Below are 24,550 nucleotides of genomic sequence, written 5' to 3'. Positions count from 1 at the left end.
CAAGGCCGGATTAACTCCGGTTCTCGTGGCGGCTTCTAGTGTTACTCTTATTTTGCGATTGATTTTTTCGCTGCATCTGCAAGTTGTGCAAACGCTTGTGCGTCTGTTACTGCAAGATCTGCAAGCATTTTACGGTTGACGTCAATGCCAGCCACTTTCAAGCCGTGCATAAGTGTGCTGTATGAAAGACCATTGATACGTGCAGCCGCGTTGATACGTGTAATCCAAAGTTTACGGAATTCACGTTTCTTTTGACGACGGTCACGGTATGCATAGTTAAGGGATTTCATAACCTGTTGGTTTGCTACCTTATAAAGTCTATGTTTTGAACCGTAATAACCTTTTGCTAATTTCAATACTCGATTACGACGCTTGCGCGTCACTGTTCCACCTTTTACGCGTGGCATAGTTCATTACCTCCTGCTTTTCTGTCCGATTATGGTTTGAATTATTTTACGTATGTGAGCATTTCACGGATACGTTTGTAGTCTCCTGAAGATACGAGTGAAGCTTTACGCAGGTGGCGTTTCGCTTTAGTCGATTTGTTTGCAAAAAGGTGACTTGTGTAAGCACGGCCGCGTTTCAATTTACCAGAACCGGTTTTTTTGAAACGTTTCGCTGAGCCGCGGTGAGTTTTCATTTTTGGCATGTTCTGTTCCTCCTAAATCATTCGTTGTTACTGTTTTTCAGCAGTCGGTGCAAGCACTAAGAACATGCTACGACCTTCCATCTTCGGTCGTTGTTCAACCGTAGATACATCTTTACACGCTTCTGCGAAGCGGTCAAGGACGCGCTGACCGATTTCCTTGTGCGTAATCGCACGTCCGCGGAAACGGATAGAGCATTTTACTTTGTCGCCTTTTTCAAGGAACTTGATCGCGTTACGTAATTTCGTTTGGAAATCATGCTCATCGATTGTCGGGCTTAACCGAACTTCTTTGAGTAGGATAATCTTCTGATTTTTACGTACTTCACGGTCCTTTTTCTGTTGCTCAAATTTGAACTTTCCATAGTCCATGATACGAGCTACTGGGGGTTTCGCTTGTGGAGCAACAAGGACGAGATCCAAATTCGCACGAGCGGCGATTTCTAGTGCCTCGGTACGAGTTTTGATTCCGAGCTGTTCGCCGTTATGGTCGATCATTCGCAGCTCGCGGGCACGAATGCCCTCATTTACGTACATGTCTTTGCTAATAGTAATCCACCTCCGGATATTATCTCGCGAATACATGGTTTGGGTATACCGGTCAATAAAGCCGATCCCACAGGTCCATCCAATAAAAAAAAGCAGACAAATTAGATTTGTCTACCCGCGTATGTGTACGTGCATCAACATGCACGGTACGTAACTCATGTGTTGACCTGGCAACAACGTCTAAGCGTCGAACAGGTGAGAAGCGGGTAGCCTCTTCTTATACCACAAACTGTATTCAGTTATTTACTAACCTTAATCACTTTAACACGAGACGGTAAGTGTGTCAACATATAAAAAAATATCTATTTATCATTTTTTTATTTTGGATGAACATCCGTGAACTATACAGGACTCGTGTTACGAACATTATACATGTATACCTAACTCAAAAATCTTCAAAAGATAAGTTAATAGGTTCATCCAATAGTTCTGGAACAACTTCCAAATTCGTCGTCAACACACGCTCATCCACTTCATCAAATGAAAATTGATCCATCCAGACTTTCCCTTCACCCTGCAGTAACATGCCAAAAGAGATAATTGTACCCTCTTTCGGAATATCTAAGACAATCGAATAAAAATTCCAATCTGAAGTACCAACAATCGGGCGATTACTCATATTATCAAACTGCAAAACATCTCCGGCTTGATTATCGACCCGCATCCACATCCCGGCAAATCCTCGTACTCCTTCACTTTTCACAAAACAGGATAGTTTAATTCTTGTCCCTCTAAATTGGTCGGCCTTGAATTGTTGCATCATCGTCGCAAATTCATTTTCATCAAAAACCGTATTGGATTGTAAATAACCAGAAGCCTTTCCACCATGAACAATCGTATGATCAATGCCCATTTGATAATGATTTGGATGACTTCCACTTAAAAACCATCCTTTTATCGCCGTTGTCATTTGTACTTCCTCCTCTTTTTTTGCAATCAGTATCCTCATCGTTTTTCGATATTCCCCTGGTGAAAGACCATACATCTTTTTAAACGAACGGCTAAATGCTTCTTGCGAATTAAACTGCACGTGTAAAGCAATATCAATAATCCGTTCATCTGAATGAATCAGCTGTACCGCTGAGATAGTTAGGCGCCTCATCCGTATATAATCATCTACACTTTTACCGAGTGCACTTTGAAATATTCTGTGAAAATGAAACTTCGAAAAATTCGCAGCGATTGCTACATCTTCAAGATAAATAGCGCGATTTAAATTTCGTTCAATCCATTCTAAAGAACCTTGAATCGTATCTTCATACTTCATTTTGGCTGCCTCCTCTCTTAATCATTCTACCCTTTCCTAAAAAACGGTTTTGATTATTATTGCGATTTTTCAAAAAAGCAATTTGAATCAAAAATGGCATACTGACAATTGATAAAGTTGATGTAGAGGAAAAGGAGTGGACTAAATGATTCATTACATCAAAATCATTGTAGGCAGTTTTCTATTCGCTACGATGATTGTTGTTATCAACAATAGTATTCGATATTTCATCATAGGGGAATTTACATCTATCATCAACATTCGTTCAGTCATTCTATTCAGTATTGCATTTATCATTAGCATGCTTACAACAATAGGCGAAGGAAACAAGACTAGCTAAATCATTTCACTCAAAAAAAAAAAAAAAAAACACCTGCTATTGCGATAAACTCGCAATAGCAGGTGTTTTCATTCGTAACTTAGATCATCTCTACTTCTTCTTTCAATTTGACAAGGAACTCGTCAAATGGCATACTTTCGGATTTTTGTTCTCCGTATTTACGCACGTTTACTTCGCCCGATTCAACTTCTTGATCACCAAGCACGAGCATATATGGTACCTTTTGCATTTGTGCTTCACGGATTTTGTAACCGATTTTCTCTTCGCGGCTGTCAATATCCACACGGAATCCCGCAGCAACTAGCTTTTCACGTACACCATCTGCATAGTCAAAATGCGCATCTGGTGAAACCGGAATAACTTCTATTTGAACAGGTGCCAACCATGTCGGGAATGCACCTTTGTATTCTTCAATTAGGAATGCAACAAAACGTTCCATTGTAGACACGACACCGCGGTGAATAACAACTGGACGATGCTGTTTGCCATCTTCTCCGACATATGTCAGATCAAAGCGTTCCGGCAGTAAGAAGTCGAGTTGTACAGTTGACAATGTTTCTTCCATACCAATCGCCGTTTTAACTTGAACGTCTAGTTTCGGTCCGTAGAATGCTGCTTCGCCTTCAGCTTCAACATAATCCAGACCCATTTCATCCATAACTTCTTTTAACATTGACTGTGCATGGCCCCACATCTCATCGTCATCAAAGTATTTTTCTGTATCTGCTGGATCACGGTAAGATACGCGGAATGAGTAGTCTTCAATTTTGAAATCCTTATACACGTCAATGACAAGTTGCACAACGCGTTTGAACTCGTCCTTGATTTGATCAGGACGGACAAAGATATGTGCATCATTCAAAGTCATTCCGCGAACACGTTGTAATCCTGATAATGCACCTGACATTTCATAACGGTGCATTGTTCCTAGTTCTGCAATTCGTAATGGGAGATTACGGTAAGAATGAATACCATTTTTGTAAATCATCATATGGTGTGGGCAGTTCATCGGACGCAACACAAGGTCTTCGTTGTCCATGCTCATGACAGGGAACATGCCGTCCTGATAGTGACCCCAGTGACCGGAAGTTTTATACAATTCGACGCTACCAAGAACTGGCGTATACACATGGTCATATCCAAGTTTTTGTTCTTTATCTACGATATATCTTTCGATAACGCGGCGAATGGTTGCACCTTTTGGCAACCACATTGGTAAACCTTGTCCAACTTTTTGCGAGTTCATGAACAAATTGAGTTCTTTACCGATTTTACGGTGATCCCGCTCTTTTGCTTCTTCTAACAGGCGAAGATGCTCTTTTAACTCTTCTTTCTTGAAGAATGCAGTACCGTAAATACGCTGTAGCATTTTATTATTGGAATCGCCGCGCCAATATGCGCCTGCAATACTTAGTAATTTGAATTCTTTTAATTTCCCAGTTGACGGAACGTGAACGCCACGGCATAGGTCGATAAAATCACCTTGCTCGTAAAGCGACACTTGCTCGCCAGCCGGAATAGCTTCCAGCAGTTCTAATTTGTACTCATCATCGATTTCTTTAAAAATTCGCTCCGCCTCTTCGCGTGACACATCATGACGAATGACTTCAACATTTTCACCTATGATTCGTTTCATCTCTTTTTCAATTTCAGGTAAGTCTTCTGCTGTAATTGGTGTTGGAGAATCAATATCATAATAAAAACCGCTAGAGATGACTGGTCCGATACCCAATTTCGCATCTGGGAACTTACGTTTTACAGCTTGTGCAAGAAGATGCGCTGAACTGTGACGTAAAATCTCAAGTGCTTCAGGTGATTGCGGTGTAATGATGGCAAAATCGCCACCTTCAGTGATCGGTGATTTCAAGTCAATCAGCTTATCTCCCACTTTACCTGCCAATGCACTTTTGCGAAGCCCTGGGCTAATTGATGCGGCAACATCCTCTGTTGTAGTTCCTTGTGGAAACTCTTTTATTGCGCCGTCTGGAAATTGTAATTTGATGATATCTGCCATTTTTAACACTCCTTCTTAATTTTTGGAATCAAAAAAAGCCCCATCCCTGGAAAGGGACGAAGCTTTAGCTCGTGGTTCCACCCTTGTTTCTTCAATTCGATAAAACTATACCGAAAAGATGAAGCTTGACGTCGGCTAACGGGCCGGTACCGTCGATGATTACTAAAACGTTCACCATCGCTGCTCCAAGGCGGTAAATCAAGTGTCTATCCGTCAGGGCTTCCAGCCAATGGCCCCGTTCTCTGTAGGTTGACAAATCGATTGTTGTCCTCTTCGTTGCATTTTAGATTAATGATATGTCCGAGTATACGCCGGTTACGTTTTAAATGCAAGTCCGTTTTGTCAAACAGCAAGCAATTCTTCAAAGATAATTTTCACCCTATCTGGTTTTCCCAAAGAAAAGACGTATTTATCTTAAATCGGACGATTAAACAATTAAAAAAGTATGAAAAACAAAGGTTAGGGAAATTTATGATGTATTAAAGACAATTTAAATTGAGGAGGATTACGTGAAGAAAACAATTCCATGGCTATGTTTGTTATTTGTTGGTTCGTTTATGTTAATATTTGGCAGTTTGAAAAGCCAATCCACCATGAATGCGCCACTTATTCCATTGGATAGCATAACAACAATGGCTCCATCAACAAATGTAGATCTACTAGAAAAGATTCAATCTTATGCAAAAGATAATGATATAAAACCAATCGATGCAATCGTTGATAGAGTATGGAAAGCAATACCGGGTTATAACGGAGTCACAGTGGATATCGAAAAAAGTTACCAAAGAATGTTGACTGGCAATGGCTTTGATGCGGATCTACTGGTTTATAAAGAAGTCTCACCGCAAGTTCATTTGGAAGACCTACCTCCGTCCCCTATTTATAAAGGCAATCCTGAAAAACCTATGGTTGCATTATTGATCAATGTCGCATGGGGCGATGAGTACATCCCAGGCATCCTAAAAGTGCTGAGTGACGCTAAAATCAAAGCTACATTCTTTTTTGATGGCAGTTGGGTAAAAAAGAATCCAGATATAGCGAAGATGATTAGTCTGGAAGGGCATGAAATCGGGAACCACGCTTATAGTCACCCCGACCTTAAGCAACGGTCTAGGGCGGAGACTATCGAGGAGTTAAAAAAAACGAATGATGTTATTGAAACAACTCTAGGCATGAAACCGGAATGGTTTGCCCCACCAAGCGGCAGTTTTAATCAAGAAACGATTCAAGTCGCTAATGAGCTCGGCATGAAAACCATTCTTTGGACAGTCGACACAGTTGATTGGAGAAAACCAGCGACATCTGAAATGGTGAATCGTATTCTGACTGGAGTGGGAAATGGTTCAATGGTTCTTATGCATCCCACAAAACCTACTGCGGAGGGACTGGATGCGATGATCAAAGGTATTCAAGCGAAAGGATATCAACTAGGTACCGTCAGTGATTTGATGAGTGAAAAACGGATTAACAAATAACTGACACCTATAGAAACAAAGTAAAGTATCTAAAGGTAAAAACTCACCTACAAAGCATTAAAAAACCTTATTAGGTTTACTTCTAAAGAAAACATTGCCAAGCATTAATAATGCTTTAAGACACATGATATATTCATGGAGGTGATTATTCTTGCCTAATAACAAAGACAGAAGACCGAACAATGATCGTAAACAAAACCAAAAACAAGACAAAAAACAGGACCCTTATCAAAATCAAGACGCATCCAAAAACGATATGCGCGGGGAGTTCGGCACAGCATTTGACATCGATCAGTTGAAAGAACAAAATAACAACACTAAAACACGCAACAATAAGGAGTTAGACCCCGGAACGAAAAACTTTTAAAATCGCCTTACTCCTTTAGCAATCAAAAAATGCGCATGACCGACAATTCATTGTCAGTCATGCGCATTTTCATTCTTTATTTCCCGCGTCTATTTTCCCCGTCAAGTCGTAATGGACTACTAATCATCCGAATTCTCTCCATGATCCGCGCCGCTTTGACGACTTCTTTTTCTCCCCGTTGCGTATAGGATAGATGATGTTCTAATTCTTCAAAACTAAAATTCGATGTGAAAAACGTCGGTAATTTTTCCGCCATTCTATATTGCAAAATCGTACCGAGTACTTCGTCGCGCGTCCAAGCAGACATCGTTTCCGCGCCAATATCATCAAGCATTAACACTTGCGCTTTTTTGACAAATTCAACTTTTTCATTAAGCGACTGATCCTGAATCGATTGCTTCATTTCACGCAAAAACTCCGGAACATAAACCGCAACCGTTCGAATCCGACGGCTAGCTAATTCATTTGCCAAAGCACCCAGGATGAAGGACTTACCAATACCAAAAGGACCGTAAATGTACATTCCTCGCTCTGGAAGCTTACCTGTTTCATCAATAGTGTTCAGAAAATCTTTAGCCACACGCACAATCCTTACCCGACTATCGTCAAAAAACATATCAATATTTTGCAGTCTTGCCTCCATTACATCCTTCGGCATGTATAGACTGTCAATCATTTTGGATACATTGCGGTTCTCTTCATCCACCAGCTTACTTTTGCATTTTATATACTCGACATCGATTAGACCGCGCGTAAGAAATAATTTCGGTTCAAAACCTTTTAGCGTATTAACACAATTGTCAAGGTCAGAACATTTGCCACAATCATGCGAAGCTGTTGCATAATGATATAGTTTCGTCAAACTACGGTCTACGACATCTTTGTCAACTTCATCAGCATGATCTGCTAGAAATTGCTGCACACCCGAATTTTCCATCACTTCATCGCGCAATTCTTGATAACGCGCAGCAAATGCCGGTGCTTTCACAACACGCTTCATCGCATCACCGATTCGTTCCATTTCACTCCACCCCGTCTCCTGTTACGCCCAATTCCTTCAATAATTGGCGACGCTCTTCATCGACAGCTGCCGATTGCTTCTTCTCTTTATTGTCCTGCGCTACTTCTTTTTTATAGAACCAGTCCGGCACTTTTTCCGAACGTGTTGGTTTTCTTTGCGGCGTCGGTTTTTGGCCTTCATTTTTCCATTTCGTATACTTATCATGCTCTTGTCGCGCCATTTCCATCGCCGCTTCCGCAGTCTCCACTTTTTTGTTCATCCAGTGAGAGGCAATACGTTCCACATACTTGTTTGTCAATTTCCCATCATTACGGAGATAAACGAATTGCAGGAGGGTATTGACTACACCAACAGACAAACCGTGGGTATTAATCAGCCTTTCGGCAAGTTGAACATCAACCGATAGCGGCTCCTTGCCGCTCAGGTCACGTAGCATGTCAATCGGTGCTGTATTTTCGAGATAATGCGCCTGTTCATCATCCCGCGTTTTCAATTCTGTCTGCGGTTTAGGCGCCTCTTGTACAAAGACTTTCTGTAAGACAGGAGGCTCTTTTGTCACATTCATTTTATAAAATTCCGCAGCTGCTTTCCGCAATCTTTCTTCTGGCAATTTAAGATCCTCATCAAGTGCCATCATCACCACTTTTTGCATATCGAGCGGATTCAATGAATAAAGGAATGCTAATTTTGCAATCATTGCCTTTGAAACGCTAGACAATGCGGATTGGGGTACCATTTGCTCAGATAAACCCGAGCGCAAAAGATCAAAATCAAAATCCGGCTGCACAAATGGAACGCCAGTCGGTTCGTTGCGTCCTTTAAAATCACTAACTTCACCCATGTCCACGCCAAATCCCTGCTGAATAGGTGTGTAAACGTCCAGAAATGTTCTAGACACATCCTCAAAGTCTTTCTCACGACTCGCATCCAGTAAAAATCGCGCACGTAAATTACGATAGGCCTGCTCCCCTATTTTACTAAACAAAAATGTCGAAAGTAATGGGTCTGCAAAAAAAGCTTTCGCATCAAGTGGCGGTAGTAATTCATATATAAACTCTCTTGCATCGCCATTTTTCTTTCTCGAGGTACGCAATAACCCAATAGCTTCCAGGGAAATCCGCGCCTCAAATACAAGCCCTAATGGCATCGTCAAAATGTTCATGAGATGGTAATGATTGTAGACAAGTTTATCTGGCTGCTCCACATCCGCCCAAAGCGTCATAAACAGGCTCATCGCATCCCGACCGATAAGCGGCTGATAGAACAACGTTAGCAATTGGCGGTCATAATCCGAAAACGGATGCGACAGCTGGATGGTGTATGCATCAATAGGCTGTAGTTCTTTATAGAGAGGTGCCATCCGAACGCCTCCTTCCTTGCTAACTTTTAAGTGTTATTTTCTAGCACGTTTCTGCAGATTTTGTAGCTCTTCAATAAAAACCGTCACATCTTTATATTCACGATAGACCGATGCAAACCGCACATACGCAACTTCATCGACATCCGCTAGCAATTTCATAACCATTTCCCCAACCTCGTCAGAATTAATCTCCACAATACCTGCGCTTCTTAATTCTTTTTCTATTGAATAGACGATGTTTTTCAAATCCTCAAGGGATACAGGGCGTTTTTCACACGCACGAATCAAGCCTCTTAATACTTTTTCTCCGCTATATTCTTCCCGTGTGCTATCTTTCTTAACAACAATTAGTGGTGTTTCCTCCACCTTTTCAAATGTTGTAAATCGAAACGCACATTGCTCACATTCCCTGCGGCGCCGAATAGATCGATTCTCTTCAGCTGGCCTGGAATCGATGACTCGGGTGCCATTATACTGGCAAGCTGGACATTTCATAATTGCATCCTCCGCTTTTCCATAGATATATTTAATCAATTACGCCTCGGCGTAATTGCGTCCAAATTTTGAATTGCACTTGCGCAATTAATTCCCTTCAAAATTTGTGACATCCGCCGGAGGCTTAACTTGAATCAGCAGGGATTTAGAACCCTACCAACTTTATATGCATTTCAGCATTATCCTGCCCCTTATAAATGTAGCGAATTTCTGCTGAGTTAAGTTAATTATAACAGAACATCGCGAAAAACATCGAAAAACAGCGTAAAGGTAAAAAAATCCCCACATCTTCGTAAGATGGAGGATTCTTTATACAAATCTATGGCATTACATAACATTAAGCCTTGACGACTGTTTTCAATGCTTGTGCAACTTTCTTTGTTAAATCGACAACGCGTGCTGAGTAACCCCACTCATTGTCATACCAAGCTAGTACTTTTATTTTACGGTCACCCATGACGATTGTTGAAAGACCATCAATGATTGCGGAGTCCGTAGTCGTATTGAAATCAATGGATACAAGCGGCTCTGTCGTAAAACGGAGGATGCCTGCCATTGCCCCTTCAGACGCTTGCTTAAATGCATCATTTACCATCTCAAGAGTAACATCTTTCTTCACGTCGACAACAAGATCGACAAGGGAAACGTTCGGTGTTGGCACACGTAATGCCAAACCATGTATTTTTCCTTCAAGTTCAGGGAGAACTAATGACAATGCTTTCGCCGCCCCTGTTGAAGTAGGAATAATCGACTGCGCACATGCACGTGCACGACGAAGATCCTTATGTGGATTATCTAAGTTTTTCTGGTCATTCGTATAAGCATGTACAGTTGTCATCAAACCATTTTCGATTCCGAAGGTATCATTCAAAACTTTGGCTACAGGAGCTAGACAATTGGTTGTACAGCTTGCATTTGAAATAATGTCATGCTTATCAATATCAAGCTTATCGTCGTTAACGCCCAAAACGATTGTTACGTCTTCGTTAGTACCTGGTGCAGAGATGATAACTTTTTTCGCACCCGCTTCTAGATGAAGTGCAGCTTTGTCGCGCGAATTAAATTTACCCGTCGCTTCAATCACAATATCAACACCAAGCTCTTCCCAAGGAAGATTAAGTGGATCGCGATCTGAAACAATTGTCACACGTTTTCCGTTGACAACGAGTGCATTTTCTTCTGTCTCAATTTCACCATCAAATGTACCGTGATTCGTATCGTACTTTAGTAGATGGGCAAGAGTTTCTGGTGGATACATCGCATTCACCGCTACGATTGTAACATCTTCCTCTGTGATCATTTGGCGGAAAACCATCCGTCCAATCCGTCCAAACCCGTTAATCGCTATAGAAGTAGTCATAAAAAACCAGTCCTCCTGCATGTATGTTATACTTTTAGTTGCTATCCGTTAATTAGTATAACACATTTTATTCAAATGCAACGAGTTTGTGAGTACATTAACAATGTTTCATTTTTCAGAATACAAATCACGGTCTAATATGCCATTCTAATAGGACTGATTCTAGTTGCTTCTCCGTCTCTTTTTCAGTTCCATTGTTAGATAACACCGCATCCGCCCCCTGTTCCTTGGTCTCCATGGGCAGTTGAGAACGAATTCGTGCACTCGCTTCTTCTTGCGATAACACATTGCGCGCAATTAACCGTTCTTTTTGAACTTCTGGTGAAACGGACACCACAATAATTTTATCAACAAATGATTGTAACTTACTTTCAAACAACAGCGGGATATCCATAATGACCGTATTTGCTCCTTGAGACAGCCACTCGTCTTTTTGTCGCAACATCTCTTGGCGAATAGCAGGGTGGATAATGCCATTCAATTTTTGCCGCTCATCCACGTCACCAAAAATGCGCGCGCCGAGTTTTTCCCGATTGAGCGTCCCATCCTCTTTTATCATTTCCTCGCCAAACTGCTGACTGATATCGAGCAGAACGGAACTACCCGGCTCAACCACAAGCCGGGCAATTTCGTCTGCATCAACAATCGGAAATCCTTTTCTTTTCAACATGGCGGACACAGTGCTTTTTCCACTAGCAATACTGCCTGTCAAACCGATTATCATGCCACATCCTCCTTACTTTTGGCAAGCCGGACAATACACCGATGTCCTGCCAGCAATTTTCACACTCGCTGTTTCGGTACCACATGTAAAGCATACTTTCCGACCATACATCTTCAGACGGTCTTGCATAGTCCCCGCCTGTCCATTAATATTGCGGTAATCTGAAATGGAGCTACCGCCCGCATCAATGCTTTCCTGCAATATATCGACAATCACTCGGAATAATTCTTTTTTTCTCACCAAACTAACCCGCTCGGCTGTTCTCGTGGGATCCATATGCATCTTAAACAACGCTTCCGTCGCATAAATATTGCCGCAGCCCGAAATCACTTGCCCATCCATGATTACTTCCTTAATCGCTCTACGGGCATATTTCGGCGTGGCAGCCATATCTATGAAATGTTGATACGCTTCCTTTGCAAACGGCTCAGGTGCCATCCTCATTAATGGCGGATGATCCGCTTCACACCCGATGAGCCGCAGTTCGCCAAATCGCCGTATATCTGAATAAACGAGTAGCCCTCCATCATCCATTGTGAAAATGACATGGACATGGTTACGAAATTTCATTTCCGTAATCTCATCAATCGTATTAACCGTAAACCATGCTCCCGTCATCCCTAAATGACTGACAAGGAGACAGGTTTTGCCGTCTTTTATCAAATGAAAGTAAATATATTTACTTCGGCGCGTAACATCGACAATTGTCATGTCAACCAAATCGACTACAAAATCCTCTGTTGTGATTCCTTTCAGCACCGCTTCTTTGCCCAATTGTTTGGACTGTATCACTGTATCTGAAACGGTTACCGCACGGATTGTCCTGCCCGTTGCGATAGGTGCAAGTGCACGGACAACCCCTTCTACCTCTGGTAATTCAGGCATAGTGTTCCCTCACTTCGTTTCGTACCAAGATAATCCAAATGCCCAATCGACTTTTAACGGAACGTCGAGAGCAAGTGCTGATTCCATCACTTCTGGTACAATTTCTTTTAGTTTTTCAATTTCATCCTCTGGTGCTTCAAAGATCAATTCATCATGCACTTGAAGCAGCATACGTGTCTGCATGCCTTCCTTCTCTAACCTATCCGCCATATCAATCATTGCTTTCTTAATGATATCAGCGGCGCTTCCTTGGATCGGTGTATTCATAGCCGTTCTTTCTGCAAAACTACGCAAATTGAAATTTGAACTCGTAATTTCCGGCAAATAGCGACGGCGATTCATAAGTGTTGTCACATAACCTTTTTGTTTCGCATCCGCGACAATGTCAGCCATATACTGTTTCACGCCCGGAAAACTATTGAGATAAGTGTCAATAAAACGTGCAGCATCTTTCCGTGTAATGTCTAAGTTTTGCGACAGTCCATAATCACTAATGCCGTAGACAATACCGAAGTTGACCGCTTTTGCAGCACGGCGCATATCAGATGTTACCGACTCTTTGTCGACACCAAACACGTCCATTGCCGTCTTTGTATGAATATCTGCATCCCCACGGAATGCTTCTATCATTTTTTCATCCTGCGACATATGCGCAAGCACACGCAACTCAATTTGAGAGTAATCGGCCGCAAATAAGTACCAACCTGGCTCGGATGGGACGAATGCTGCACGGATTTTTCTTCCTTCCTCTAGACGGACAGGGATGTTCTGCAAATTAGGGTTAATCGAACTAAGGCGTCCCGTCGTCGTCAATGCCTGTTGGAAGCGTGTATGAATTTTTCCGTCCTCATGAATTTCTTTCGATAATCCTTCTATATAAGTGGAATTCAATTTTCCAAGCTGACGATACGTTAAAATGAGACCAATAATTTCATGCTCACTTTCAAGCTTTTCAAGTACATCAGCCGCCGTTGAATAACCTGTTTTAGTCTTTTTGATTGGTGTAAGCCCTATTTTTTCAAACAGTATAACCCCAAGTTGTTTAGGTGAATTAATGTTGAATTTATCACCCGCAGCTTCGTAAATAGCCGCTTCAAGCTCAGCCAATTTAGCGGTCAGATCAACGCCGATTTCTTGCAATATCCCTAAATCCGTCTTAACGCCTGTCGATTCCATTTTACTTAGAATCTTCGCAAGTGGTAATTCAAGCTCGTTATACAACTGATATTGGTCATTTTCTTTCAACTTTTCTTCAATAACCGGACGTAGATGCCAAATGGCTTGCGCTTTCCGGCTAGCATGTTGCGCGATTACTTGTTCATCAGGCACTGATTTCTTGGCACCTTTACCGTAGATGACTTCATCTTGCTGAACTTCCGTATTGCCAAACTCCCGTGCAATCGACGCGACATCCGTATAAGATGTCGAAGGATTAACAATATACGTAGCTAGTAAGAAATCGAATTCAAATCCACGCGCTTCCAACCCTTCACGGGCAAGTGATGCAATGGCCGCTTTTGAATCAGACGCAAATTTCTTTTTAGTAGGATCTTGTAACCATGTTTTGAATGCACTAGATTCACTCGCAACCGCTAATGGAATGAATAGCGTACGTGTTTCATCTGCCAAGCTAATCCCAAGAATATCGGCCGTTAAATAATTTTCATCCATCATTTCAATATGGATGACCATTTCATCCTTAAAATCTGCTTCCGTTAAGTCGGTTGCAATTGTAACTTCAATGTCGGCCTGTGGTTCTTCAGCCTGTTGAGGGGCAATCTTTTCTAACAACGTTTTGAACTTCAGCTCTTGGTAGATGGCAGCCACTTCATCCATATCTGGTCCGCTATACGCCAAATCATCTATCGTAACTGTAATAGGCGCATCGACTTCAATCGTTGCAAGTTCCTTACTCATGAACGCCTGTGCTTCATTGTTGGTCAAATTCTCATTCAGTTTTTTAGCAGTAATTTTACCGAGTGATTGATAGACATTTTCAATCGACCCGTATTCAACTAATAATTTTAGGGCTGTTTTCTCACCTACACCAGGAACCCCAGGAATATTGTCAGATGCATCGCCCATCAAACCTTTCATATCAATAATCTGATGGGGCTCAATGCCGTATTTCTCCCTGATATGTTCCGGTGTATATTTCTCAATATCCGTCATCCCTTTACGGGTGATGTACACTGTCGTACGACCGCTTGCTAGTTGCGTCAAGTCCTTATCCCCTGAGATGACTACGACTTCTGCTTGGTCAGCATCGCCCGTTTTACTGAGCGTGCCAATAATATCATCCGCCTCATACTGATCCAACTCATATTGAGGAATTTGATAAGCGTCTAGCAGCTTGCGTAAATAAGGGAATTGCTCGGATAATTCTGGTGGTGTCTTCTGACGCCCCCCCTTATATTCTCCGTATGTCGCATGCCTAAATGTTGTTTTCCCCGCATCCCATGCCACAAGTATATGGGTCGGCTTTTCGTCGGCAAGAATATTTTGTAGCATCATCGTGAAGCCATATACTGCGTTCGTATGGATACCGTTGTCATTTGTTAATAAAGGCAACGCGAAAAAGGCGCGATAGGCCAAACTGTTGCCGTCAAGTAGTACAATTTTCTTTGTCGTCACGTATGTTCCACTCCTATTCGTTAAATAAATCCAGCGATTGAAAGCAGAGCCATTATTGCCCTGAAAAGATCATCTCCGCACTTATTCCTTTTGACTTCATAAAAAAACGTCATCTTCACTCATCTTACCATGTGGTAAGGATAAGTGAAAATGACGGACTTTAGCTATATTCTATTAATCGAAAGGTCTTATTCTTTTTTATTCAAAATAACCTGTCAGCACTTTCGCATACGGTGAGTCGGCTGGCAAAATAATCATTGTGTCCTCGCCGATTGTTTTACTGTACGATTGAAGTGTGCGATATAAATTATAAAACTCAGGGTCTTTGGAGAATGTATCATTATAAATTTTTGCAGCTTCCGCTTCCCCTTCAGCATGGATGACTGCTGCATCTTTTTTCGCAGTCGCTAGCAGTTCGGTTACTTCACGATCCGTTTCTGCTTCAATTGCACGCTTTTCCGCATCCCCTTCAGATAGATATTTTTGTGCAGTCGATTGACGTTCAGAAATCATTCTAGTATAAATGGATTGTTCGTTTTCTTGCGGCAAATCGATTCGCTTCATACGCACATCGACAACTTCAATACCAAAATTCCCTTCGTCTAATAACTCATTAACACGCATTGTGACACGATCATTCAAATCGCCACGGGAAGATGTATTATTTTTATCTTTATCGTCGTTAATGACTTCTGCATACGTTAACTGCCCCAACTCCGCCAAAACGACTGAGTAGATATACTCCTCCATGCGCAATTCGGCATTAACGATATTACGCGCATTGGAAATCATCTTCCTAGCGTCCGTTATTTTCCAGATGGCATAGTTATCAATAATGATCCGTTTTTTATCCTTTGTATTGATTTCCGATTCGGAGACATTGTACACCATTTGATTTTTCGGAAGTGTTGTCACGCTCTGGATAAATGGGATCTTTATATTAATGCCTGGGTCTTTTACAATCCGTGTAATTTCACCGAACTGGCGAACGACACGGTACTCATTTTCTTTCACAACGAAGATGTTAGCCATCAAAATAACCGCTATAGCAAAGAGAGCCGTTAAAACAAGTGCCCACTTGGCAAATTTCTTTACCTCAATCGGTTTTTTTGTCGGTGGAATGGTACCTGCTACTTTCGAATCACCTTGCGCTTGTTTCGCACGTTGCTTTTCCAGAAATTTTTCTTCCATACTTTTAAACGGATTTTTATCATTCGTCATTCATTACTCCCTCCTTCTGTTTTCGGTTCTGTTACGGGAGGTATCTGTTTTTCCAATTGCTGCAAAGGTAAATACTTCACTGTTTCACCTTGATCATTCATGATGTAAATTTTAGCTTTTGGCAAAACTTGCTCAAGAGTTTCAAGGATAAGACGCTGACGTGTAATCTCTTTGCTCTTAGCATATTCAGCATGTAAATCCTTAAACAGCGCTACATCCCCAATTGCTTGTTCAATTCGGGCTGTTTTTTGTCCAACTGCACTCGATTTAATAGCCTCTACTTCCCCTATTGCCTCACTCATCTTCTGATTCACATATTTTTGCGCTTCATTTTTTTTGGATTCTTTCGTTTCACGTGCATCTGTCACCGCAGTAAACGCTGCACGAACTTCCGCATTTGGCAACTCAACATCTTGTAATTTCACGCCTTGGATACCAATCCCAATATCGTATTTGTCTATTAAAGTCGTTAATAATTCCCTTGTTTGCGCTTCTATTTCTGCCTTACCATCCGTTAACGCAGCATCGATTTTTGAACTCCCAATAATAGAACGAATTGATGCCGAAGTTGCGTCATGTAAAATCTCTTCCGGTTTTGTTGCATTAAATAAATACTTTTGGGGATCGATAATTTTCCATTGAACAATCAAGTCCGCGAGAACGATGTATTCATCCCCCGTAATCATTTTCGTTTCTTTATCATACGAAACGAGCTCCCCACCTTTGTCTTGCTTAAATCCAAACTGCAAACTAAATGTCTCTTTCGACAGCTTTTCGGTTCGTTGGATTGGCCATGGCAATTTAAAATGTAGTCCAGACTCTGTCACGGGTGTATCTGCATTACCAAAAGTAATGACAATGGCCTGTTCTGATTCGTCAACCGTATACCAAGTTGTGAACGCAATGATAACGAGCAAAACTCCAGCAATAGCCATTCCAAGTGTCATTAAAATTCGTTTTGTTCCCATATAATACCCTCCTCCTTTACTATGTATCTCTATGTTATACGTAACACTCTACTAGAAGTTTCAGATAATAAAAAAACGATCCAATAAATTGGATCGCTTACTTACTACGTTTACAAGGTAGATGGATACAAAACGTTGTCCCAACACCAATCGCACTATTCACTTCGACTGTACCACCATGAATTTCAACAAGGTGTTTCACAATTGCAAGGCCCAGGCCAGTTCCCCCGGAATCACGGCTTCTTGCACGATCTACCCGGTAAAACCGCTCGAACAGCCTAGGTAACTCCGATTGTTCAATTCCGATCCCTTGATCTCGAACAGTCATAACGACTTCATTCTTAGACCTGGTGACAGTGACCGTAACAGTCGTCTCCTCTTTCGAATAATTTATAGCGTTCGACAATAGATTGACCATCACTTGAATAAGTCGATCAGAATCGGCTTCAATAATCAGATCTTGCGGGATTTCCGCTAAGATTTTCATCTTCTTCCGTTCCATATTCCCGGAGACGATTCTGACAGCATCGTCTATCATTTCTTTTACATTAACGTCTGCATATTTAAGAGTAAAGCCTTCTCTTTCCATTCCCGATAATTCCAGCAGATCATCAATTAACAAATGCAAACGATCGCTTTCCTTCTGAATAATTCCGAGAAACTCTGTCATAATAACAGGCTCATGCATCGCACCATCTAATAATGTCTCTGTAAATCCTTTGATGGAGGTGACCGGTGTACGTAATTCGTGGGATACATTTGCCACGAAATCTTTTCTTACCTCTTCAAGTCGTACAAGTTCAGTAATATCATGAATCACAACAACAATCCCTAACCAATTTCCATGAAGACCAATAACAGGCGCTCCGTATACACTCATATATGAGGGATGATCACTAATATCAATCCGTACTTGTTGTGCACGAACTTGTTCCGTCATAAACACATCTTCGATCAGGTTTTCAATTGCAATCGGAAGACCGATATCTTTAAAAGTCTTACCAACGACTTCATTTTCGGTTAGTCCAAATGTTTTTTCAAACACTTCATTTAGTAAATTGACAGTTCCGCCACGACCAAACATTAGAAGTCCGCTTCCCATACTTTCAACAAGTGTTTTCAAGCGCTCTTTTTCCATTACTTGAATCGTCGACATTTCCTGCAAATTGCTCGCGATTTTGTTAATAGCTTTCGCTAAATTATTATCATATTCGAGTTCATTAGTTTCTACTCTAGCAAGGTAATCCCCACGAGCAATTTGAGTGGCTATCTTGGTCATTTCATCAATTGGACGTGCATATTGCAACATCATCCTCATCGCTATGAATAAAGACAAAACGAAAGCCGTTGCTAACGTCAGAATAAGAAAAATCCAGTATTGTCTCTGTAAAGTAAGATCACTATCTTCCGCAAACAATGGGAAAAACTGACCCAGAACAATACCAAGACCCGTTAAAAGCACTGAAAGAAGGATTGCACAGGCGATCACGAGACGTGAATAGAGGCCTTTCCTCACACTTTTTGCTCCTCAAATTTATAGCCGATCCCTCTTACCGTCTTGATGAAAGTCGGTTTCTTTGTATTTTCTTCAATTTTTTCACGCAAATGACTGACATGGACATCTACAATCCTCGTATCCCCTGCAAAATCATAATTCCATACTGCACTCAACAGTTGGTCACGTGAAAGAACACGATTTTTGTTTTGCATAAAATAGACCAATAGTTCAAATTCCTTTGGAGTGAATTCAAGTTCTACTTTGTCGAGATATGCCCCGTACTGCTCTGGGTGGACTGTTAATAGCCCCGAACTAATCATTCTGGTGTCATCACTACCACGCTCTCCCGAATCACCACTGCGTCGTAGGACAGCTTTTACACGGGCCACTACTTCACGCGGGCTAAAAGGTTTGGTCATATAATCGTCCGCACCCATTTCTAGACCCAAGACTTTATCAAGCTCGTCCCCTTTTGCTGTTAGCATAATAATGGGAATGTCGACACCGCGTTGCCTTAACGTTTTGCATACATCGATGCCATCCATCTTTGGAAGCATTAAATCAAGTAAAATTAAATCTGGTTTTTCCGATTCAGCTTTTTGAACTGCTTCCTCACCATCGGCGGCGGAAATTGTTTCATACTGCGCTTGCTTCAAGTTATATTCGAGAAGCGTTCGAATCGGCTGTTCGTCATCGACGATCAAGACTTTCTTTTGTTTCGCTGTTGACATGCTTTAGCACTCCCGTCAAAAATTGTCCATCGCTTGTGAAGTAAGACGTTCTTCTACTTTTGGTGGTATCACTGTCACCACTCCTGAAATCACAATCTCTTCTTGTTCATTACGTGCCTCTACTGAAATTTCTATTAAATTGTCCTCTTTCGCAACTCGCGTAATTTCAAATATAAAATCTATCGTGGCATAATGGTATACCGGTTTCGGAAAAGTCAGATGTTGTTCCATAACATGCGAACCAGGTCCTGGTAAATATTTCGAAACTGCTGACGTTACAATTCCAGTCAGCATAATGGTTGGTACAATCGGTTTTTCAAAAGCCGTCTGCGAAGCATAATCATGTTGAATATACAGCGGGTTACTATCGTTTGTCAATCCAAGGTAGAGTAATAGATCTTTGTCTTCAACTTTTTCTGTCAACTTCAGTTTTTCTCCAACTGAAATCTCTTCAATTTTTCTTCCAAGACGCCTTTTCTTCCCTAGTATCAACTTTCTTCCCCCTTTAATTGTACTTTACATCGCTTCAGGCTAGTGACCAACACCATTTATGCCTTTTGAATCTGCCGTGTTAGATACAAGGCCAGGCAGCTTCAACTACCCCTTAGATGCTATAACTATCAAAAGTTCAGCATATATTATTTAAGTTTAACAATAATCAGAAAAAAAATCGAGTAGCATCTGCTACTCGATTTCGATTTGATTCAGCAAAATTCGCAATCGCTTACTTTTCATCTTCAAGGTGCTCAATCGATGCCACATTCCCGCTTTGAGGCGTTTGAATAAGGTCCCACGGCTTACGCCTAATTTACAGACGTTCACCAACTGTGATGATGGTACGATCAAAGACTTACGTATTTGCGTAATCTGATGTTGCAATTTTACAATTATTCATATGTATGAGGGGGATGCCCCCCCCTCCGTTCAACTGCAATCAAGCCTCAGCGTGATTGCGTCCGGATTTTGACTCCGGCTGAATTCAGATAAATTATAGGTTTTTGATCAATTCATTAGCAAATTCTGATGCTTTTACTTCTGTAGCGCCGTCCATTAGACGTGCAAAGTCGTAAGTTACAACTTTAGATGCAATTGTTTGTTCAATTGAAGCTGTGATCATTGCTGCAGCTTCGTTCCATCCAAGGTGCTCAAGCATAAGAACGCCTGAAAGAAGAACTGAAGATGGGTTTACTTTATCAAGACCTGCATACTTCGGTGCAGTACCGTGTGTTGCTTCGAAGATTGCGTGACCTGTATCGTAGTTGATGTTCGCACCTGGTGCGATACCGATTCCGCCAACTTGTGCAGCAAGTGCATCAGAAATATAGTCACCGTTCAAGTTCATTGTTGCAACAACGTCGAACTCTTTTGGACGTGTCAAGATTTGTTGTAGGAAGATATCAGCAATCGCATCTTTAACGATGATTTTGCCAGCTGCTTCAGCATCTGATTGTGCTTTGTTTGCAGCTTCTGTTCCTTCAGCTTCTTGGATTTTATCGTATTGGTTCCAAGTGAATACTTTATCGCCGAATTCTTGTTCAGCTACTTCATAGCCCCAGTTTTTGAACGCGCCTTCAGTGAACTTCATGATGTTCCCTTTATGAACAAGCGTTAATGACTTACGGCCTTCTTTGATGATGTAGTTAAGCGCAGAACGTACTAGACGTTTTGTGCCATCTTCAGAAATTGGCTTGATACCGATTCCAGAAGTTTCAGGGAAGCGGATGTTTTTAACGCCCATTTCATTTTGAAGGAAATCAATTACTTTTTTCGCTTCTGGTGTACCTTCTTTGTATTCGATTCCCGCGTAGATATCTTCTGTATTTTCACGGAAAATTACCATATCACAGTCTTCCGGACGTTTAACAGGTGAAGGAACACCTTCAAAATAACGTACTGGACGTAAGCAAGTGTAAAGATCCAATTCTTGACGAAGCGCAACGTTTAGTGAGCGGAAACCGCCACCGATTGGCGTTGTAAGTGGTCCTTTAATAGCGATCAAATACTCTTCGATTGTGTCAAGCGTTTCTTGTGGAAGCCATTCGCCAGTTTCGTTAAATGCTTTCTCTCCAGCAAGAACTTCTTTCCATACAAGCTTGCGTTTGCCTTCGTATGCTTTTTCTACAGCAGCTTCAAGTACGCGTGATGCTGCATGCCAAATATCCGGGCCTGTACCGTCACCGATAATGAAAGGAATTGTTGCGTGATCCGGAACATTTAAAACACCGTTAGTTACTGTAATTTTCCCATTGTTAGTCATGATTAATTTCCTCCTAAATTCAAAATCATAGGGCCAGCATATGAATATGCCGCCCCATTTTCGGTCATCTTTTTACCGCTTCATTTCTTCTTATCGTTCGTTAACTGGAACGTATTTTTGCATGCCTGGTCCGACATAATCTGCACGCGGACGAATTAGGCGGTTATTTGAATATTGTTCAAGAATATGTGCAATCCAGCCGGATACGCGAGAAACCGCGAAAATCGGTGTAAACAAATCGTGATCAATATCAAGTGAATGGTAAACCGATGCCGAATAAAAATCAACATTTGGCGGTAAGTTCTTTTCACCCGTAACGATTGCTTCGATTTGGTTTGACATATTATAATATTTTTCTTCGCCGCGAAGTGCCGTCAATTTCTTAGACATTGCGCGTAGGTGCTTCGCACGTGGGTCACCCTTACGGTACACACGGTGTCCAAAGCCCATGATTTTTTCTTTGTTTGCTAATTTTTCTCTGATGTAAGATTCTACATTTTCTTCAGAACCGATTTCCATCAACATTTTCATGACTTGCTCGTTCGCACCACCGTGTAGCGGTCCTTTAAGTGCGCCAATCGCAGCTGTCACACCAGAGTACATGTCAGATAGTGTCGCTACACAAACGCGCGCAGTGAACGTCGATGCATTTAACTCATGGTCAGCATGCAGAACAAGTGCCTTATCGAAAGCTTCAATTGCAATCGCTTCTGGCTCTTTACCCGATAGCATGTACAAGAAGTTTTCGGCATAACCTAGTCCTTCTTTTGGAGCTACAGGTTCAAGACCTTTGCGAATACGTGCAAATGCAGTTACGATAGTCGCAATTTTCGCTTGAAGCTTAATTGCTTTCTCATAATTCGCTTCGTCGGACATATCTTCCGCTTTGTCATCGTATAATCCAAGTAGTGAGACAGCCGTACGAAGTGCTGCCATCGGATGTACTTCTCCAATTGGATACGTTTTAAAATGATTAAGTACTTCTTGTGGAACAGACATATTATCTGCAAGTTGTTTTTTCAACTCGGCAAGTTCGTTCTCTTTTGGCAAACGCTGGTGCCATAGAAGATAAACTACTTCCTCAAAACTAGCATTCTCTGCCAAATCATCAATATCATAGCCGACGTATGTAAGTGTGTCATCAATAATTGAACTGATTGCTGACTGTGTCGCTACGACTCCCTCCAACCCTTTGGTTGTTGTCATGTAAATCGCTCCTTCTTTCGTTGCAGCCATTCAAACCTCCACAGAAGAAAAATAGCTAGCCCGCTTAATAAATAAACTATCTAAAACGCTTACAACGACCATTATAATCAATTTTGTCATCTTTGTGAATGGATACGCTTGTTTTTGTTTTTATTATTGCGAAAAAGGAGTAGAAAAATGCCGATAAACCGCGACAAACAACAAACTTTTCAATTAATATTATTTAAGTGGCTACCCATTATTTTGACAGGAATTGTCCTTTTTTTCGTACCACCCGTCGCCGTCGCAGTTATTATCGCTTATTTTACCGCACCAATTCTTTTATCATTTCGCTCCATGATAAAACTACCTTTAACGATTGCAACTCTGTTTGTCATGACCGTTATTTTATTTTTGTTCAGCGCATTCACCTACGTTGCTCTTCACGGTCTTATCGACACCATTCCAGCTATCGAACGTCATATCGCACCGTTCACGAAAAACACAGATATTGCCGGTAAACTTCTAGCGTTTCTAGAAGAGAAAGTCGTGCAATATGGACATGCAATATTAGAATACGCGGTAACGATGATTACCACAGTATTCCAACAGTTGTTTAGCCTCTTTATCTTCCTTGTTGCTTATTTTTTTGCATTGCGGGAATCCGGAAAAAACCGCTTTTGGTTTCTCGTTTATTTTCCCACCCCCCTTCGTAAACCAGCGAAAGGAATGTTTACCAAAGGAGGTAAACTGATAGGGACTTTTATATCAGTCGAAACACGGTTAATTTTTCTGACATTCTTAATACTTACAATTGGATTTTTCTTACTTCGCTTTACATCACCAATCGGCACTGCATTTCTAATCTCACTTGCAGATAGTCTACCTCTTCTTGGAATCGGCTTATTCCTCTTACCTATGGCCGCTTTCTACTTATACACGGATAATCTCTATATGGGTATTGCCATCATCTTGCTGTACGTTTTCACGATGATCACACGCCAAATGGCTGAATCTTATATGTGGGCTTCCACATTTCAATTAAAACCGATTCATGCTTTTCTAATTACCGCATGCTCTGTCTATTTGTTCGGATTGCCTGGCATTCTACTAACGCCATTCCTGTTATTTGCCGCGCTAAAAGTGAAACAACATCCATTGTTCACATCATCATGATACGACCATTTTTCATTTTATTATAAATCCACTTTTGGATAAATGGCCGAATGATATTCCTTGGCCCTTTGAAAAGAAGCAGAAGACCCACAATATCCGTTATAAAACCAGGCATGACTAATAAAATACCCCCGAAGAAAATGCAGACACTGTCAATCAGGGCATTTCCGGGTGTTTCCATTGTCGCCATCCGACTTCTTAATTCATGCCAAGCTTTCGTCCCTTGTCGTTTCGCCAGATAAGCGCCACCGATGCCTGTAATCAGGATAATCGCGATTGTCGGAAAAAGGCCTAACGTTCTCCCTGAATACATGAGTAAAGCCAGCTCTGTAGTGGGTACAGCGATAAATGCAAGGATAATCCATTTCATTCGAAAA

Annotated in this window: 24 protein-coding genes; 4 read left to right on the top strand and 20 right to left on the bottom strand. The window is 41.4% G+C overall.

Going from position 1 to position 24,550, the window contains the following annotated elements:
• Nucleotides 1-47: 47 nt before the first annotated feature.
• The 4 genes from rplT to ACIQ0H_RS10925 all read right to left on the bottom strand — a co-directional run bounded on the left by rplT (nt 48) and on the right by ACIQ0H_RS10925 (nt 2,462).
• Nucleotides 48-407: a 50S ribosomal protein L20 gene (gene rplT, locus ACIQ0H_RS10940; protein WP_318614266.1), complete on the bottom strand. Its 360-nt coding sequence runs from the start codon at nt 405-407 to the stop codon at nt 48-50.
• Nucleotides 408-448: 41 nt separating this feature from the next.
• On the bottom strand, nt 449-649 hold the full coding sequence (rpmI, locus tag ACIQ0H_RS10935; protein ID WP_203246687.1) for a 50S ribosomal protein L35: 201 nt from the start codon (nt 647-649) through the stop codon (nt 449-451).
• 27 nt (nt 650-676) lie between these two features.
• Complete coding sequence (gene infC, locus ACIQ0H_RS10930) at nt 677-1,195, bottom strand: translation initiation factor IF-3 (protein ID WP_403414534.1); 519 nt, start codon at nt 1,193-1,195, stop codon at nt 677-679.
• Between the two features lie 385 nt (nt 1,196-1,580).
• Nucleotides 1,581-2,462: a helix-turn-helix transcriptional regulator gene (locus tag ACIQ0H_RS10925; protein WP_403414233.1), complete on the bottom strand. Its 882-nt coding sequence runs from the start codon at nt 2,460-2,462 to the stop codon at nt 1,581-1,583.
• 145 nt (nt 2,463-2,607) lie between these two features.
• On the opposite strand from ACIQ0H_RS10925, the gene ACIQ0H_RS10920 reads away from it, so the two are divergent.
• The gene (locus tag ACIQ0H_RS10920; protein ID WP_403414231.1) at nt 2,608-2,802 is read left to right on the top strand and encodes a hypothetical protein; all 195 of its coding nucleotides are present in this window, start codon (nt 2,608-2,610) and stop codon (nt 2,800-2,802) included.
• A 79-nt stretch (nt 2,803-2,881) separates the two neighbouring features.
• Here the strand turns inward: ACIQ0H_RS10920 and thrS are convergent, their stop codons facing one another.
• Nucleotides 2,882-4,816 (bottom strand): threonine--tRNA ligase, encoded by a 1,935-nt coding sequence (thrS, locus tag ACIQ0H_RS10915; RefSeq protein WP_403414228.1) that lies wholly within the window; start codon nt 4,814-4,816, stop codon nt 2,882-2,884.
• A 509-nt stretch (nt 4,817-5,325) separates the two neighbouring features.
• Here thrS and ACIQ0H_RS10910 point away from each other — a divergent pair.
• Nucleotides 5,326-6,291, top strand: coding sequence for a polysaccharide deacetylase family protein (locus ACIQ0H_RS10910; protein ID WP_403414225.1), 966 nt, complete (start codon nt 5,326-5,328; stop codon nt 6,289-6,291).
• Nucleotides 6,292-6,442: 151 nt separating this feature from the next.
• Complete coding sequence (locus ACIQ0H_RS10905; RefSeq protein WP_403414223.1) at nt 6,443-6,658, top strand: hypothetical protein; 216 nt, start codon at nt 6,443-6,445, stop codon at nt 6,656-6,658.
• Between the two features lie 76 nt (nt 6,659-6,734).
• Here the strand turns inward: ACIQ0H_RS10905 and dnaI are convergent, their stop codons facing one another.
• From dnaI to citZ, 14 genes are all read right to left on the bottom strand, one after another.
• A complete protein-coding gene (gene dnaI / locus ACIQ0H_RS10900; protein WP_403414221.1) occupies nt 6,735-7,679 on the bottom strand; it encodes a primosomal protein DnaI in 945 nt (314 codons plus the stop codon).
• A 1-nt stretch (nt 7,680) separates the two neighbouring features.
• Nucleotides 7,681-9,039, bottom strand: a complete 1,359-nt coding sequence (locus tag ACIQ0H_RS10895) for a replication initiation and membrane attachment family protein (RefSeq protein WP_403414219.1) — start codon at nt 9,037-9,039, stop codon at nt 7,681-7,683.
• 33 nt (nt 9,040-9,072) lie between these two features.
• Nucleotides 9,073-9,534: a transcriptional regulator NrdR gene (gene nrdR, locus ACIQ0H_RS10890; protein ID WP_403414216.1), complete on the bottom strand. Its 462-nt coding sequence runs from the start codon at nt 9,532-9,534 to the stop codon at nt 9,073-9,075.
• A 337-nt stretch (nt 9,535-9,871) separates the two neighbouring features.
• Nucleotides 9,872-10,894, bottom strand: coding sequence for a glyceraldehyde-3-phosphate dehydrogenase (locus tag ACIQ0H_RS10885; RefSeq protein ID WP_403414213.1), 1,023 nt, complete (start codon nt 10,892-10,894; stop codon nt 9,872-9,874).
• A gap of 127 nt (nt 10,895-11,021) precedes the next feature.
• Nucleotides 11,022-11,618: a dephospho-CoA kinase gene (gene coaE, locus ACIQ0H_RS10880; RefSeq protein ID WP_403414211.1), complete on the bottom strand. Its 597-nt coding sequence runs from the start codon at nt 11,616-11,618 to the stop codon at nt 11,022-11,024.
• A gap of 12 nt (nt 11,619-11,630) precedes the next feature.
• A complete protein-coding gene (mutM, locus tag ACIQ0H_RS10875) occupies nt 11,631-12,503 on the bottom strand; it encodes a bifunctional DNA-formamidopyrimidine glycosylase/DNA-(apurinic or apyrimidinic site) lyase (protein WP_403414208.1) in 873 nt (290 codons plus the stop codon).
• A gap of 9 nt (nt 12,504-12,512) precedes the next feature.
• On the bottom strand, nt 12,513-15,137 hold the full coding sequence (gene polA, locus ACIQ0H_RS10870) for a DNA polymerase I (RefSeq protein WP_403414205.1): 2,625 nt from the start codon (nt 15,135-15,137) through the stop codon (nt 12,513-12,515).
• A gap of 198 nt (nt 15,138-15,335) precedes the next feature.
• Nucleotides 15,336-16,358, bottom strand: coding sequence for a protease modulator HflC (gene hflC, locus ACIQ0H_RS10865; protein WP_403414203.1), 1,023 nt, complete (start codon nt 16,356-16,358; stop codon nt 15,336-15,338).
• On the bottom strand, nt 16,355-17,326 hold the full coding sequence (gene hflK, locus ACIQ0H_RS10860; RefSeq protein WP_403414200.1) for an FtsH protease activity modulator HflK: 972 nt from the start codon (nt 17,324-17,326) through the stop codon (nt 16,355-16,357). Before hflK ends, hflC begins: the two co-directional genes overlap by 4 nt.
• 97 nt (nt 17,327-17,423) lie before the next feature.
• Entirely contained in the window at nt 17,424-18,842 is a 1,419-nt protein-coding gene (pnpS, locus tag ACIQ0H_RS10855; protein WP_403414197.1) for a two-component system histidine kinase PnpS, read from the bottom strand.
• Nucleotides 18,839-19,555, bottom strand: coding sequence for a response regulator transcription factor (locus ACIQ0H_RS10850; RefSeq protein ID WP_403414194.1), 717 nt, complete (start codon nt 19,553-19,555; stop codon nt 18,839-18,841). The genes pnpS and ACIQ0H_RS10850 overlap by 4 nt, the downstream gene beginning before the upstream one ends.
• Nucleotides 19,556-19,570: 15 nt before the next feature.
• A complete protein-coding gene (locus ACIQ0H_RS10845) occupies nt 19,571-20,047 on the bottom strand; it encodes a MaoC/PaaZ C-terminal domain-containing protein (RefSeq protein WP_403414191.1) in 477 nt (158 codons plus the stop codon).
• A 496-nt stretch (nt 20,048-20,543) separates the two neighbouring features.
• On the bottom strand, nt 20,544-21,812 hold the full coding sequence (gene icd, locus ACIQ0H_RS10840; RefSeq protein WP_403414189.1) for an NADP-dependent isocitrate dehydrogenase: 1,269 nt from the start codon (nt 21,810-21,812) through the stop codon (nt 20,544-20,546).
• Nucleotides 21,813-21,902: 90 nt separating this feature from the next.
• On the bottom strand, nt 21,903-23,018 hold the full coding sequence (citZ, locus tag ACIQ0H_RS10835; protein ID WP_403414531.1) for a citrate synthase: 1,116 nt from the start codon (nt 23,016-23,018) through the stop codon (nt 21,903-21,905).
• Nucleotides 23,019-23,195: 177 nt separating this feature from the next.
• Between citZ and ACIQ0H_RS10830 the strand changes: the two genes are divergently transcribed.
• The gene (locus tag ACIQ0H_RS10830) at nt 23,196-24,173 is read left to right on the top strand and encodes an AI-2E family transporter (RefSeq protein ID WP_403414188.1); all 978 of its coding nucleotides are present in this window, start codon (nt 23,196-23,198) and stop codon (nt 24,171-24,173) included.
• On the opposite strand, the gene ACIQ0H_RS10825 is transcribed toward ACIQ0H_RS10830, so the two are convergent.
• Nucleotides 24,160-24,543 (bottom strand): FxsA family protein, encoded by a 384-nt coding sequence (locus ACIQ0H_RS10825; protein ID WP_403414185.1) that lies wholly within the window; start codon nt 24,541-24,543, stop codon nt 24,160-24,162. The two genes, ACIQ0H_RS10830 and ACIQ0H_RS10825, sit on opposite strands and share 14 nt — an antisense overlap.
• Nucleotides 24,544-24,550 lie beyond the last annotated feature (7 nt).

Source organism: Sporosarcina sp. NPDC096371 (assembly GCF_044762865.1).
Classification (GTDB): domain Bacteria; phylum Bacillota; class Bacilli; order Bacillales_A; family Planococcaceae; genus Sporosarcina.
The sequence above is the reverse complement of the archived record's forward strand: the minus strand, read 5'-3'. Positions and strand labels throughout refer to the sequence as shown.